Below are 14839 nucleotides of genomic sequence, written 5' to 3'. Positions count from 1 at the left end.
GCCTCACCCCACCTTCTTCTGTTGGTTCTGGAAGATGGCGATGGGTACCACCAGCAATAGCAGCAGCAGCACGGCGACGGCGGAGGCCAATGGCCAGTCGCGGTTGCCGAAGAATTCCGTCCACAGCGTCTTGCCGATCATCAGCGTCTGCGCGCCGCCAAGCAGATCGGGAATGACGAATTCCCCTGTTATCGGAATGAAGCAGATCATCGAGCCGGCGACGACGCCCGGCAGCGACAGCGGGAAAGTAATCTTCCAGAAGGCCTTCCATGGCGGGCAGCCGAGATCGGCCGCCGCTTCCAGCAGCGTATTGTCCAGCTTTTCCAGCGCCGAATAGAGTGGCAGCACCATGAAGGGCAGATAGGAATAAACGATGCCGATGAAGATCGCCGTCTCGGTGCGGAAGATATTGACCTGCTGGTCGGGTCCGAGAAAACCGAGCCATTGGAACAGCACCGTCAACAGGCCTTCCGGCTTCAGAATGCCGATCCAGGCGTAAACGCGGATCAGGAACGAGGTCCAGAACGGCAGGATCACCAGCATCACCAGCGTCGGCCGCACGGCTGAAGGCGCGCGCGCCATGGCAAGCGCCATGGGATAACCGATCAGCAGCAACAGGAAGGTGGAGATGAAGGCGATGCGCAGCGACGACAGATAGGCGTCGATGTAAAGCGGGTCTTCCGTCAGGAAGAGGTAGTTTTCGAAATCCAGTTCGGAGAAGAACGCTCCGAGCTTCGAAAACCCTTCGAAGACCGGCGTATAGGGCGGCATGGAGATTGCCGTATCCGACAGCGATATCTTGAGAATGATGAAAAACGGTGCTGCGAAGAACAGCAGCAGCCAGAAATAGGGAACCGCGACGACCAGCCAGCGCCAGGGGCTTTGCCGGTTTTCGGGAGTGGTGATCGCCATGAAAGCCTCCCTCAGCGTGTCAGGACAAGACCTGAATCCGGTTTCCAGTTCAGCCACACCATATCGCCGAAGGTGATCGGGCGATCGACGAGACGCGAGACATTCGCCTGCGCGGCACGGATGACACGGCCATCGGCAAGCTTGACGATGAAAACCGAGAAGTCGCCGAGATAACCAATATCCCAGACCTCGCCATAGGCGGAATTGACGCTGCTGTCGGCGGGCTGGTCGAGCGAGATGCGGACTTTTTCCGGGCGGATGGCGTAAGCCACCTGACTACCGTTTGCGGCAGCACATTCCTGCTCCACCGCAACCTTCAGCCCATCGCAATCAAGCGTCACCAGACCGGGTTTGCCGACATCCGAGGCGTTGGCGACAACCCTGGCGTCGAAAATATTGATGTCACCGATGAAGTCAGCCACGTAGCGGGTGTTCGGCGCTTCGTAAATCTCGGCCGGCGTCGCCACCTGCACGACATTGCCCTTGTCCATCACCGCAATCCGGTCCGACACCGTCATCGCCTCTTCCTGATCATGCGTGACGATCAGGAAGGTGAGGCCGAGATTGGTCTGAATGTCCATCAGCTCGAATTGCGTTTCCTCACGCAGCTTCTTGTCGAGCGCGCCGAGCGGCTCATCGAGAAGAAGCACCTTCGGCCGCTTGGCAAGCGACCGGGCGAGCGCCACGCGCTGCCGCTGGCCGCCGGAAAGCTGGCTGGGCTTGCGTTTGGCGAATTCACTGAGTTTGACGAGCCGCAGCATCTCCTCGACGCGCGAGGCGATTTCCGCTTTTGGCAGGCCGTCCTGTTCGAGCCCGAAGGCGATGTTCTTTTCAACCGACATATGCGGGAAAAGCGCATAGGACTGGAACATCATGTTGGTGGGACGCTTATAGGGCGGCACGCCGGAAATATCCTTGCCCTGAAGCAGGATACGGCCCTCCGTCGGCTCCTCAAAACCGGCCAGCATGCGCATCAGCGTGGTCTTGCCACAACCGGAAGGGCCGAGCAGCGAAAAGAACTCGCGCTCGTAAATATCGAGCGTCAGATTGTTGACCGCGACGAAATCGCCGAAACGCTTGGTGACGTTTTCAAAACGGATGAAGGGCACCGCATCGGGGTTGTCCCACGGGCTGAATTTACGTTTGACCGGCCCCAGAGTTTTCGCCATGCACCCTACCCTCAAATCCCGTTGGTCTTGTCGATTTGAGCATCGGACCGAAAACCGCTTATATTTTTCGGTCGGATGCCTGGGGCGGGCAACGCCGGCAGGTGAAGTGACCTGCCGGCAAAAGCATCAGAGAAACAGGCCCGCCGGCCGTTTCTCAACCAGCGGACTGCGGTGTCAGCTGCCGGTCTTTATCTGCGTCCAGACGCGGTTCAAAACACGCTGTTCCTTCGGTCCGTATGGCGAGATGGTGAAGAGCTTCTTCATCGTCTCGGCATCGGGATAAACGGCGGGATTCTTGGAAACGGACTCGTCCATCAGCGCCTGCGAGGCAAGGTTGCCATTGGCATATTGAACATAGTTCGATGCCTTGGCGATGACTTCCGGCCGCATCAGATAATTGATAAAGGCATGCGCTTCCTCGACATTCTTGGCATCCGCCGGGATGGCAAGGTTGTCGAACCACATATAGGTGCCTTCCTTCGGAATGACGTAATTCACCTCGACGCCATTCTTGGCTTCCTCGGCACGGGTCTTGGCCTGGAGGATGTCACCCGACCAGCCGATGGTGATGCAGCTGTCGCCATTCGCCAGTTCGTCGATATAGGCGGAGGAATTGAACGTCTTCACATAAGGACGGATCTTCGAATAGACCTCGCCGCCGGCTTCCAGATCGGCCGTTTCCTTGCTGTCGGGGTTCTTGCCGAGATAATTCATGGCGATGGCGAAGGTTTCGTCCGACGCATCGAGGATATTGATGCCGCAGGATTTGAGCTTTTCGGCATTTTCCGGCTTGAACAGAATATCCCAGCTATCGACCGGAACATCGCCGAGGGCAGCCTTCACCTTGGCGACGTTGTAACCGATGCCGGTGGTACCCCACATGTAGTTCACGGCATATTCGTTGCCGGGGTCGTATTTGGCCAGACGCTCGGAAACCTCAGGCCACATGTTCTTCAGATTCGGCAACTTGGACTTGTCGAGCTTCTGGAACACGCCGGCATTGATCTGGCGGGCAAGGAAGGGGCCGGTCGGCACCACCACGTCATAACCGGAGCTACCGGCCAGAAGCTTTGTTTCCACGAGTTCGTTGCTGTCGAACACGTCGTAAACGACCTTGATGCCGGTTTCCTTCGTGAAATCCGTAAGGACCGATTCGTCGATATAATCCGACCAGTTATAGACGTGGACGACCTTCTCCTGGGCCATTGCCGAGCCTGCCGCAACGAGCGCAGTGGTGAGAGCCAAGGTCAGACGGAGCGAACGCTTTTTCATGATGTCTCCTGTTTACGCATCCTCACGATGGGAGCGTGATCCCCTTTTTTGGGAGAGACTAGAAAGGAAAACAGAAGGGAGCAAGCGGGAAATGTGCAGCACAGCATTTTCAACCAAATGTGTTCCGGCCGGGAAAAAGCGAATGGAAACACCTACTGGAAGTCGAAAACACTGAGGCCGGTCACCATTTCATCGAGCCCGAGCGGCCTTGTGAGCGGCGCTTCGGCCCGCGACAGACAGCCCTGCCTTTCGCACAGCCGGCATGAGGGGCCGACGGCGACGGGCGCGGCACCCGAAGCGGCGCCGCCATAGACCGTCTCTCCCGCCTGAGCGAGATCGCAGCCGAGAAGCACGGCCGTGCGCCTCACCCTTTCACCGAAACCCGCCTGCGGACCTTCCAGCGTGCGCGAAACGGTCAGGAAAGCGTCACCATCCGGCATCTCCACCGCTTCCACCAGCACCTGTCCCGGCTGGGCAAAAGCGGCATGGATGTTGAGACGCGGACAGAGGCCGCCAAAACGCGCCCTTGGAAAACCGCTGCCCCCCGCGAGGCGGAAACGGTTGCCGGCATTGTCGATCTCCATCAGGAAAAACGGGATCGCCGCGGCTGACGGCCGTTGCAGGCTGACGAGGCGGTTGGCAGCCTGTTCGAAAGAAACGTTGAAGCGCGAGCGCAGGACATCAAGGTCATATCTGGCTCGTTGGGCGGCGCTCAGGAATGCGCCATAGGGCATCATCAACGCATGGGCGGCGTAACGCGCCAGTTCGAAGCGGGCGATGCGCCTCGCCTCCTCCCCTTTCAGGCCAAGCCCTTCAAGCTCCGTGCCGATTTCTTCGCGAAGCGCCAGAAGACAGGTCTCCATCGCCATTTCCCGCAATTGGTCCGGCTGCGACAGGCGTTCGGATAAAAACAGCCGCATCGAATGGCGGTCATAACGCCGCCTGAGATTTGGCATGGCATGAACGGGCAGGGTGCGGACCACGATGCCGTGGTTTTTCTGAAGCCATGCACGAAGGCCGGAGGCGAGATCGTCGCCCGCCGACAGGTGTTTGTGGAGTTCTTCCGCCGCCGCATCGATGGCATGGAAATAGGCCGGCCGGTTTTCAAAGACATGTCGCACCTCGTCAATCGGCAGGCGTGTGGAGGAGAGTGCCGTCTCATGCCCTTCCCGCGCCAGAAGATCGGAGAGGTCGGAAAGGCGCTGCGCCTGCTCCCTATAGGCCCGATAAAGCTTGAGGACACCGCTTGCCGCATTGGGCGCGGCATCGGCAACCTCGATCAGTTCCTGCGGTGATGGCACTTCACCCGAAAGCAACGGATCGGCGAAGACCTCACGCAGCTGCCCGGCGGAACCGGCGCTTTCGCCCTGCAGGTCATCCAGATCGACCTTGTAGACGGAGGCAAGCTTCAAAAGCAGCTGCACCGTCAGCGGCCGCTGGTTGCGCTCTATGAGATTGAGATAGGACGGCGAGATCGCCAGTGCCTCGGCCATGGCCGTCTGCGTCAACCCAAGACCGTTGCGAATGCGGCGCACGCGCGGGCCTGCAAAAATCTTGTTTTCCGACACCGCCTCGCCTCCCGTGCCTGCGACTCATACAAGTCTGTTACAAATTCGCGGGGTGAAGGACTTTTACAAAATTTACAATTTTACATCTCCACCCTGTCACGCACTCTACAGGATAACCTCTTTCAAGTCACTGTTTTTATGTTTGTTCTGGTACTCAAATCTCGAAAAATGTAAATGTAGTCACATCAAACGGCGCCACATGATGTTGAAGATGGCCTGTTACAGAAACCGCATTTATCATGGGAGAGAGAAGTATGACGGATTTTTACAAACTTGTTCCGGGCGCACCGCAGGGACGTTTCGACGGCATCGAGCGCACCTACACCGCCGCCGACGTGGAGCGGCTGCGCGGCTCCGTCGACATCCGCCATTCGCTTGCCGAGATGGGCGCGAACCGGCTGTGGAAGCTGATCAACGAGGAAAATTTCGTCAACGCGCTCGGCGCGCTTTCCGGCAACCAGGCCATGCAGATGGTTCGCGCCGGGCTGAAGGCGATCTATCTTTCCGGCTGGCAGGTTGCGGCGGATGCCAATACAGCGTCGGCCATGTATCCGGACCAGTCGCTTTATCCCGCCAATGCCGCACCGGAGCTTGCCAAGCGCATCAACCGCACTTTGCAGCGCGCCGACCAGATCGAGACGGCGGAGGGCAAGGGCCTTTCGGTCGACACCTGGTTCGCGCCGATCGTTGCTGATGCGGAGGCCGGTTTTGGCGGGCCGCTCAACGCCTTCGAAATCATGAAGGCCTTCATCGAGGCAGGTGCGGCGGGTGTTCATTATGAAGACCAGCTGGCATCGGAAAAGAAATGCGGCCATCTCGGCGGCAAGGTTCTGATCCCGACGGCAGCGCATATCCGCAATCTGACGGCGGCGCGGCTTGCGGCCGATGTCATGGGTGTGCCGACGCTTGTTATCGCCCGCACGGATGCGGAGGCCGCGAAGCTCCTGACCTCCGACATCGATGAGCGCGACCAGCCCTTCGTGGATTACGATGCCGGCCGCACCGTCGAGGGTTTCTATCAGGTCAAGAACGGTCTTGAGCCCTGCATCGCCCGCGCGGTTGCCTATGCGCCCTATTGCGACCTGATCTGGTGCGAAACATCCAAGCCGGATCTCGAACAGGCGCGCAGGTTTGCGGAAGGCGTGCACAAGGTGCATCCGGGCAAGAAGCTCGCTTACAATTGCTCACCGTCGTTCAACTGGAAAAAGAACCTCGACGACGCAACGATTGCCAAGTTCCAGCGCGAGCTGGGCGCGATGGGCTACAAGTTCCAGTTCATCACGCTTGCCGGTTTCCACCAGCTGAATTTCGGCATGTTCGAACTGGCGCGCGGTTACAAGGACCGGCAGATGGCGGCCTATTCCGAGCTTCAGGAAGCGGAATTCGCAGCCGAGGCCAATGGTTACACCGCCACCAAGCACCAGCGCGAAGTCGGCACCGGCTATTTCGACGCCGTGTCTCTGGCAATCTCTGGCGGCACGTCGTCAACGACAGCCATGAAGGAATCCACCGAGCACGACCAGTTCCGCCCGGCGGCCGAATAAAATCGAAAAACTGCCCTTCCCGGTGACGGGAAGGGCTTGCAAACCGGATCAAGAACCCCAACCAATAATGAGAGGAGAAATGCCATGAATGCCCACAATCCCATCAAGACCCACGTCAAGGAACGCGCCGAGGAACAGTCCTCCGCCATGACGCAGGATCAGCAGGCCGCCATCCGCATGCTGGCCAACGATCTGCACCGCCTTAACCAGGCCGTCATGAAAGCCGTCGAGGCCGGCGTTTCCGTCGAGTTGGTCCGCTCGGCCCGCCACCATGGCGGCGGCGGCAACTGGGGGGATCTGCTTATCCCCGTCATCGTCGCGCAGGGAAATGCCGCCGCCTGAAACGGCCTCCTTTCTATGCCGGGCGGCTCTTGCGCCCGGCATACAGATCGGAATGGCTCTTGATCAGACGGGTCATCCGATCCGCCACCGTCCTGATATCTCGGCGGTGGCGATCGTCATTGTTCATGACGATCCATTGATTGTGGCGAAGGCTCTCCAGCTCGTCACCTTCCCGAACGAGGCGCGCATCGGCATCGCCCACGAAACAGGGAAGCACGGCGACCCCTGCCCCGGCCAGGACCAGATCGAGAAGCGCCGTCGGCCGGTTCACCGTTACCACAATCTCGTTGTTACGATTTTCATGCGGCCAGCGCAGATAGGTTGAAATAGCGTTTTCCTCCGCCACCGCCAGCCACCGATCAGCAACGGTAGTGGCGGCGTTGCGCAGCCTGTAGGGAGCATAGGCCACCTCCCCCGTCCTGATGGCGGCAAGGTTCTTTTCCTGCGGTTCGAAAGCGCGAATGCCGATATCATTTTCGCGATGGGCCAGAGACGCCCTCTGTTCGGCAATGAAAAGATCGATGCGGAAATCGTCGCGATCCGTGCAGATGGCCGAGAAATTCCCGGTCAGCAGCCAGGCGTTCCAGGTGCCGACGGCAATACGCACCACAGACGAGGCCGACGACGCCTTCTGCCATCCCTCAATGTCCCTTGCCGCATTCTCCATCGCCTGAAGTCGATCAAACAGCGTGCGGCCATCCGCCGTGAGGGCGTATCCCGTCTGGCTGCGCTGGAACAGCGCCTTGCCGATACGCTCCTCCAGCTCGACCATGCGCCGCCCCACCGTCGCGGGACTCAAACCCGTCAGCGCCGCAGCACCCGTCAGACCGCCGCTGCGTGACACATCGAGGAAAAGCTGGTAGGAATCCCAGGTGACGTTTTTCATGGGTGAAAAAGGTAGCGCATTTTCTTGCGCAGATAAATCAAAAAACGGCGCGCATCATGGCCCTCCGCATTAGAAGGAGAGCGACATGCACGCGATTTTTGCAGCCCGGGCCATCATCGAAAACCAGCAGCCGCGCACGCGGCGCGAAGCCGTTTTGCAGGAAGAGAAGTTTTATACTGATATGGCCGAGGCATCTCGGCCATGGCGGCTTTTCAGCGCGCTCATCAGCTTGATAAAAGCGAAGGGCCGCCGATCAGTAAAAGAGGGCGATCAGGGCTGCCAGAGCACCGGCGGCGATGAGGCTCAGGCGAAAGGCCAGTTGTCGGCTCTCGTTGTCAGTGCGAGCGATGGCAATGGCGCGAGGGCGGCGATGTGCAAATCTGTTCATGCGCGGGTTCCTGACGAAAAACTCAACCGACCCATGCCCTGTTAAGGCCTCCAGCAGGACATCATGTGCAGCGGGATCACTTGAGTAAACCGGCTTTGCTGGCATTCACTCAGGATGACTCCGCGCCCGTTAACAGAATGTTAAAGGGCGAGGCAGAACCACAAACTCTACCAACTGGAAATGAAGTCGGCGAACAGGTCGCATCCGCACGCCGTCACCCCGGACTAGATCCGGGGTCCAGCGCGATCAAATCCTTGATCGCAAGAGACTCTTCTCACGGCGCAGACGCGCCGTTGCTGGATTCCGGCTCAAGGCCGGAATGACGGAAGAGAGAATACTTCAACAGTCCGAGACCGTATCACGCGAATTCGCCGGCCGCCTGCCCGGACGCCCAGGCCCACTGGAAATTATAACCGCCGAGCCAGCCGGTCACATCAACACATTCGCCGATGAAATAGAGGCCGGGCAAGGATTTCGCCGCCATGCTGCGGGAATCGAGGCCGGTTGTGTCCACGCCGCCGAGCGTGACTTCCGCCGTGCGATAACCCTCCGAACCGGCGGGCTTGATCTGCCAGTCCTGTACCTCGCCCGCCAGCTTTGCCAAAGCCTTGTCGGACATATCCGCCAGATGGCCGGCGAGGCCGGATTGTTCGACGACGTATTGGGCAAGACGCTTCGGCAGGATTTCCGACAGGGCCGTCTGGGGCGACTGGCGACCGTTCTTCTGTTTCGCCTGCTTCAGCAGCGCAGCTATATCGCGATGCGGCTCAAGCTTCAGGCGGATGGCATCGCCTTCACGCCAGTAGGAGGAGATTTGCAGGATGGAAGGACCGCTCAAGCCGCGATGGGTGAAGAGCAGCGCTTCCTCAAACGAGGTCTTGCCGTGATAGACCTCGGCTGGAACCGCCACACCGGCAAGCGGGCTCAGCTTTTCCAGCAAGGCGGGATCGAGTGTCAGCGGCACGAGGCCCGGACGCGTCTCGATGAGTTTGAGGCCGAATTGTTCGGCGATCTGATAGGCAAAACCCGTCGCCCCCATTTTCGGGATCGATTTGCCGCCCGTCGCCACAATGAGGCTTTCCGCCTCGATGACGCCGCCGGATGTCGTGACGCGAAAACGGGCGCCATCATGGGTGACGGCCGAAACAGACGTTTCGAGCCGCAGCTTCGCATTCACCGCCTGCATTTCGCCAAGCAGCATGCGGATGATGTCCTTGGCACTGTCATCGCAAAAGAGCTGGCCGAGCGTTTTTTCGTGCCAGGCGATGCGGTGTTTCTCGACAAGGGCGATGAAATCGCGCGGTGTATAACGGGCGAGTGCGGATTTGGCGAAATGCGGATTGGCGGAGAGATAATTCTTCGGCCCGGCATGGATATTGGTGAAGTTGCAGCGGCCGCCGCCGGAGATGCGGATCTTTTCGCCCGGCGCTTTCGCATGGTCTAGAATGACGACGGAGCGGCCGCGCTGGCCGGCGCGGATGGCGCACATCATGCCGGCGGCGCCCGCCCCCAAAATCAGCACGTCACATTTCTCTGTCATCATTCCATCCGATCCGTTTCCTCTCCTCTTTTCGAAGTGCCGCCGCTTGTCAATGGCGCTTTCCCCCTCGCCAATTGCCAAACTCCGGTTATGATGGCGCCAGTCGAAACACAGACCCGGTGATACATGCCCCCGAAGAAAACCATGCTCCGCCCGAAGAAACAGGCAACCATGGCAAAGACACCTCCCCTCGACCTTTCCTCCACCCGTGGCGTTTCCTCCTGGCGCGAAGCCGCGCAATGGTTGAGGGCGCGCGGTATCGAGGACATCGAATGCATCACCCCCGATCTTGCCGGCGTTGCGCGCGGCAAGATGATGCCGACGGCGAAGTTTACGGGGGATACCTCGCTTGCTTTGCCATCCGCACTCTACCGCCATACGATATCAGGCGAATATCCTGACGAGACAGCAAACTTCCGCTATGAGCCGCGCGACAGCGATCTGAAGCTGGTGCCTGATCTTTCCACCCTTTCCGTCGTACCGTGGGAGAGCGACCCGACCGCGCAGGTGATCTGCGACGTCGTGGACGCCGAGGGCAATTTCGTTCCCTATACGCCGCGCAACGTGCTGAAAAACGTGCTTTCGCTCTATACCGAAAAGGGCTGGAAGCCGGTTGTCGCGCCGGAAATCGAATTTTACCTCGTCGCCATGAATGACGACCCGGACTATCCCCTGCATCCGCCGAAGGGTCGATCAGGCCGCTCCATCGTCGGCGGGCAGAGCTATTCCATCGCCGGCATCAACGAATTCGACGAGCTGATCGACGACATCTATCACTTCTCCGAAAAGCAGGGCCTCGAGATCGATACGCTGATCCACGAGGAAGGCCCTGCACAGCTGGAGATCAACCTGCGCCATGGCGACCCGATCGAGCTTGCCGACCAGGTATTCCTGTTCAAGCGCACCATCCGCGAAGCGGCGCTGAAACACGGCATTTACGCCACCTTCATGGCTAAGCCGATGCAGGGCCAGCCGGGTTCGGCCATGCATATCCACCAGTCGGTGGTGGAGATCGACAGCGGCCGCAATATTTTCTCCAACAAGGATGGCGGCCCTTCCAAGGAGTTCTTCGCTTTCGTGGGCGGCATGCAGCGTTATGTGCCGAACGCGCTCGTCATGCTCGCGCCCTATGTGAATTCCTATCGCCGCCTGACGCCCGACATGGCCTGCCCGGTCAACAATGCCTGGGGTTACGACAACCGCACCACCGCCTTCCGCGTGCCGATTTCCGGCCCGCAGGCGCGGCGCGTCGAAAACCGCCTGCCGAGCTCGGACGCCAATCCTTACCTTGCGCTTGCCGCTTCGCTCGGCTGCGGCTGGCTCGGTATCGTCAACAATATCGAACCGACAGAACCCACCGCCGATACGGCCAATGAAGGCTCCATCGACCTGCCGCGCGGGCTCCTTGAGGCGGTCGCGCTGCTGGAAGGCGAAGAACAGTTCGACCGGGTGTTCGGCCATGAATTCGTCGGCCTCTATGCCGGCCTGAAACGTGGGGAGTTCGAGACCTTCATGCAGGTCATCAGCCCCTGGGAGCGGGAATTCCTGCTTCTCAACGTGTAAGGGGTTCGCAGCATGACATGGCAAAGCCCGATTGCGCCGGGAATTTCCTGGTATCAGGCAACAGTCGGCGAGCGGCCGGACTATCCCGCCCTCGACGGATCGAGAGAAGCGGATGTCGCCATTATCGGCGGCGGTTATACCGGCCTCCAGGCCGCCTGTAACCTCGCCGAAAACGGTGTCTCCGTCGCCCTGATCGAAGCGCATCGCTTCGGCGATGGCGCTTCTGGCCGCAATGGCGGGCAATTCGGCACCGGGCAGCGCTCCTTTCCGGACGAGATGGAAGGCGAGATCGGCTTCGAGCAATCGAAGCTTTTGTTCGATATTGCCGAGAACGCCAAGAATTACGTGCGTGACTTTGCCAGCCGCCGCGGCATCGACATGGAATATCTGCCGGGGCAGCTCTATGTGGCGCACAAGGCTGCCTATGAGGACGATTATCGCAGAAGCGTCGATGCGATGAATAATCGTTATGGCTATCCGCATATTTCCTACATGGAACGCGGAGAAGCGCGCAAACGTGTGGGGTCCACCCATTATTTCGGCGGCACGCGCGATACCGGCACCGGCCATATCCATCCGCTGAAACTGCTGGTCGGGCTGGCAAAAGCGGCGAAAGATGCGGGTGCCGGCATTTACGAAATGACGCCGGCGCAATCCATCCGCCAGGCGGGCGGCAAGACCATCATCGAAACACCCTCGGGCACGATCACCGCGACGCGGGTGCTGATCGCGACCAATGCCTATATCGGCAATCTGGAACCGGTGACCGCGGCCCATATCATGCCCATCCGCTCCTTTATCGGCGCCACCGCACCGCTCGACGCCTATCCCGACATCATTCCCGGCAAGGAAGCCGTTGCCGACTCCCGCTTCGTGGTGCGCTATTTCCGCAAGACAGCCGACAACCGCCTGCTGTTCGGCGGGCGCGAAGCCTATACGGCCGATACACCGCGTGACATTTCCAGCCATATCCGCCGGCAGATCGCCGAAATCTATCCCGAGCTGAAAGCCGTCGAAATTACCCATTCCTGGGGCGGCTCCGTCGGCATTACCCTGCCGCGAAAAGTCTTCGTGCGCGAGGTCATGCCGGGCGTCACCTCCATCGGCGGTTATTCCGGCCATGGGGTGATGCTGTCGAATTATTGCGGCAAGCTCTATGCCGATCTCGTTCTCGGCAAAAAGGACATGCTGGCGCCCTTCGCGCAGTTGAAGGTGCCCGCCTTCCCCGGCGGGGCGTCGCTGCGCGCGCCGCTGCTATTTCTGGCGCTCTCTTGGTACGCGTTGCGGGATAGGTTTTAGGATAATGTTTACAGCCAGTTACCGAAACGAAACGGCCGGGCGACACCAAAATTCATAATTTCACATAACTGAGTCTGGCATTTTTAAATCGATTAGATTATTGATGCCCCAACCTTTGAAGATCGAGAGAATCGATATGAGCAGTCAGATCATTCCTGTTGAACCTTTTGATTGTGTCGTTTTCGGCGGCACGGGCGATCTTGCCGAGCGCAAGCTTCTGCCGGCGCTTTATCACCGCCAGGTCGAAGGCCAGTTCACGGAGCCGACACGCATCATCGGCGCGTCGCGTTCGGTCATGAGCCACGAGGAATATCGCAAATTCGCGCAGGACGCGCTGAAGGAGCACCTGAAGGCCGGCGAATACGACGATGCGCAGGTTGCAGTGTTCCTGAACAGGCTTTTCTACGTGCCTGTTGATGCCAAGGGCAGCAATGGCTGGGACGTGCTGAAGAAGCTGCTGGACGAGGGCAAGGAGCGCGTGCGCGCCTTTTATCTGGCCGTCGCCCCGGGCATTTTCGGCGATATTGCCGACAAGATCCGCGAGCACAAGCTCATCACCCGCTCGACCCGCATCGTGGTTGAAAAGCCGATCGGCCGCGATCTGGCTTCCGCGCAGGAACTCAACGACACCATCGGCCACGTCTTCAAGGAAGAGCAGATCTTCCGTATCGACCACTATCTCGGCAAGGAGACAGTGCAGAACCTGATGGCGCTGCGTTTCGCCAATGCGCTTTATGAGCCGCTGTGGAATTCCGCCCATATCGACCATGTGCAGATCACGGTTGCAGAAGCGGTCGGTCTTGAAGGCCGCGCCGGTTATTACGACAAGGCCGGCGCACTGCGCGACATGGTGCAGAACCATATCCTGCAGCTGCTTTGCCTTGTCGCCATGGAGCCGCCCGCATCCATGAATGCGGAAGCCGTGCGTGATGAAAAGCTCAAGGTTCTGCGCTCGCTGAAGCCGATCGACACCAGCAATGTCGAAAAGCAGACGGTTCGCGGCCAGTATCGCGCCGGCGCTTCCGCAGGCGGCCCGGTCAAGGGCTATCTGGAAGAGCTGGAAGGCGGCGTTTCCAACACCGAAACCTTCGTCGCCATCAAGGCTGAAATCGCCAACTGGCGCTGGGCCGGCGTTCCCTTCTACATCCGCACCGGAAAACGCCTCGCGACCCGCGTTTCGGAAATCGTCGTCACCTTCAAGCAGATCCCGCATTCGATCTTCGACGATGCGGCCGGCAAGATTGAGGCCAACAAGCTGGTCATCCGCCTGCAGCCGGACGAAGGCGTCAAGCAGTCGCTCCTCATCAAGGACCCCGGCCCGGGCGGCATGCGTCTGCGTCAGGTCTCGCTGGACATGAGCTTTGCCGAAGCCTTCAACGTGCGCAGCCCGGATGCCTATGAGCGGCTGTTGATGGACACGATCCGCTCCAACCAGACGCTGTTCATGCGCCGCGACGAAGTGGAAGCGGCGTGGGATTGGGTCGATCCCATTCTCAAGAGCTGGGAAGATCTGGCGCAGGGCGTGCAGGGTTACACTGCCGGAACCTGGGGCCCGAGCGGTTCCATTGCGCTGATCGAGCGCGACGGCCGCACCTGGCACGATGCCGATTGAGGGCCTGGCGATGAGCGAAACGATCCACGTCTTCGACACCGCCGCCGAACTGGCAACCGCTCTTTCGGCGGAGGTTGCAAAACGCCTTGATGCGGCAACGAAGAATCGCGGCGCGGCAAGCATTGCCGTCTCCGGCGGTTCGACACCGAAGCTGTTCTTTCAGGCGCTTTCCAAACACGATCTCGACTGGCCCAATATCAGCGTGACGCTGGTGGACGAGCGTTTCGTGCCGCCGGAAAGCGACCGTTCGAACCACCGCCTCGTTGCCGAGAACCTTTTGCAGGACAAGGCGAAGTCGGCCTATTTCGTGCCGTTGTTCCAACCGGCGGCCTCGCCGGAAGACGCCGCGACGCTTGCGACCGTCAAGACCGAGGCGATCTGCGATCCCTTCGATGTCGTCATTCTCGGCATGGGAACGGATGGCCACACGGCATCGTTTTTCCCCGGTGGAGACAATCTCTACGAAGCGCTGGACCTCGATGAACCGCGCGGCGTTTTGACCATGGCGGCGGAGAATGCGGGAGAGGAGCGGTTGACCTTCAACTTCTCCAGCCTGCACGATGCCGAGTTTCTGGTGCTGCATATCGAAGGTGCTGCCAAGAAGGCGACGCTGGAAAAAGCACAGTCGGGCGAGGATGAGGATGAAATGCCGATCCGCGCCGTGCTGAATCGCGCTGAAACGCCCGTGGATATATACTGGGCGCCATAAGCCAACGCGGTTGCCGCCTCCGCGGCCTGCGAAAG

The 14839-nt window shown here is 59.6% G+C and carries 13 protein-coding genes; 7 read left to right on the top strand and 6 right to left on the bottom strand.

Annotated features, from left to right (window positions below; genetic code table 11):
• Nucleotides 1-3: 3 nt before the first annotated feature.
• The 4 genes from FY152_01345 to FY152_01330 all read right to left on the bottom strand — a co-directional run bounded on the left by FY152_01345 (nucleotide 4) and on the right by FY152_01330 (nucleotide 4921).
• Entirely contained in the window at nucleotides 4-912 is a 909-nt protein-coding gene (locus tag FY152_01345) for an ABC transporter permease subunit (protein UXS30799.1), read from the bottom strand.
• 11 nt (nucleotides 913-923) lie between these two features.
• Nucleotides 924-2081: an ABC transporter ATP-binding protein gene (locus FY152_01340; protein UXS30798.1), complete on the bottom strand. Its 1158-nt coding sequence runs from the start codon at nucleotides 2079-2081 to the stop codon at nucleotides 924-926.
• A gap of 174 nt (nucleotides 2082-2255) precedes the next feature.
• Complete coding sequence (locus FY152_01335) at nucleotides 2256-3353, bottom strand: polyamine ABC transporter substrate-binding protein (GenBank protein ID UXS30797.1); 1098 nt, start codon at nucleotides 3351-3353, stop codon at nucleotides 2256-2258.
• A 152-nt stretch (nucleotides 3354-3505) separates the two neighbouring features.
• Nucleotides 3506-4921 carry a helix-turn-helix domain-containing protein gene (locus FY152_01330; protein ID UXS30796.1) on the bottom strand — a complete coding sequence of 472 codons (1416 nt, stop codon included), beginning with the start codon at nucleotides 4919-4921 and terminating at the stop codon, nucleotides 3506-3508.
• Between the two features lie 254 nt (nucleotides 4922-5175).
• On the opposite strand from FY152_01330, the gene aceA reads away from it, so the two are divergent.
• Nucleotides 5176-6465 carry an isocitrate lyase gene (aceA, locus tag FY152_01325; protein ID UXS30795.1) on the top strand — a complete coding sequence of 430 codons (1290 nt, stop codon included), beginning with the start codon at nucleotides 5176-5178 and terminating at the stop codon, nucleotides 6463-6465.
• Between the two features lie 84 nt (nucleotides 6466-6549).
• Nucleotides 6550-6807, top strand: coding sequence for a hypothetical protein (locus tag FY152_01320; protein UXS30794.1), 258 nt, complete (start codon nucleotides 6550-6552; stop codon nucleotides 6805-6807).
• Nucleotides 6808-6820: 13 nt separating this feature from the next.
• Here the strand turns inward: FY152_01320 and FY152_01315 are convergent, their stop codons facing one another.
• Nucleotides 6821-7693: a LysR family transcriptional regulator gene (locus FY152_01315; GenBank protein ID UXS30793.1), complete on the bottom strand. Its 873-nt coding sequence runs from the start codon at nucleotides 7691-7693 to the stop codon at nucleotides 6821-6823.
• Between the two features lie 85 nt (nucleotides 7694-7778).
• Between FY152_01315 and FY152_01310 the strand changes: the two genes are divergently transcribed.
• The gene (locus FY152_01310) at nucleotides 7779-8126 is read left to right on the top strand and encodes a hypothetical protein (protein UXS30792.1); all 348 of its coding nucleotides are present in this window, start codon (nucleotides 7779-7781) and stop codon (nucleotides 8124-8126) included.
• A 313-nt stretch (nucleotides 8127-8439) separates the two neighbouring features.
• Here FY152_01310 and FY152_01305 read toward each other — a convergent pair whose 3' ends face one another.
• Nucleotides 8440-9624, bottom strand: a complete 1185-nt coding sequence (locus FY152_01305; GenBank protein ID UXS30791.1) for an NAD(P)/FAD-dependent oxidoreductase — start codon at nucleotides 9622-9624, stop codon at nucleotides 8440-8442.
• Between the two features lie 123 nt (nucleotides 9625-9747).
• Between FY152_01305 and FY152_01300 the strand changes: the two genes are divergently transcribed.
• From FY152_01300 to pgl, 4 genes are all read left to right on the top strand, one after another.
• The gene (locus tag FY152_01300) at nucleotides 9748-11184 is read left to right on the top strand and encodes a glutamine synthetase (protein ID UXS30790.1); all 1437 of its coding nucleotides are present in this window, start codon (nucleotides 9748-9750) and stop codon (nucleotides 11182-11184) included.
• A 12-nt stretch (nucleotides 11185-11196) separates the two neighbouring features.
• A complete protein-coding gene (locus tag FY152_01295) occupies nucleotides 11197-12483 on the top strand; it encodes an FAD-binding oxidoreductase (GenBank protein UXS30789.1) in 1287 nt (428 codons plus the stop codon).
• A gap of 136 nt (nucleotides 12484-12619) precedes the next feature.
• Nucleotides 12620-14095: a glucose-6-phosphate dehydrogenase gene (zwf, locus tag FY152_01290; protein ID UXS30788.1), complete on the top strand. Its 1476-nt coding sequence runs from the start codon at nucleotides 12620-12622 to the stop codon at nucleotides 14093-14095.
• A gap of 10 nt (nucleotides 14096-14105) precedes the next feature.
• Nucleotides 14106-14804 (top strand): 6-phosphogluconolactonase, encoded by a 699-nt coding sequence (gene pgl / locus FY152_01285; protein UXS30787.1) that lies wholly within the window; start codon nucleotides 14106-14108, stop codon nucleotides 14802-14804.
• The last annotated feature ends 35 nt before the right edge of the window (nucleotides 14805-14839 follow it).

The organism is Agrobacterium tumefaciens, from assembly GCA_025560025.1.
Taxonomy (GTDB): Bacteria; Pseudomonadota; Alphaproteobacteria; order Rhizobiales; family Rhizobiaceae; genus Agrobacterium.
This window is presented reverse-complemented; position numbering and strand designations above follow the sequence as displayed.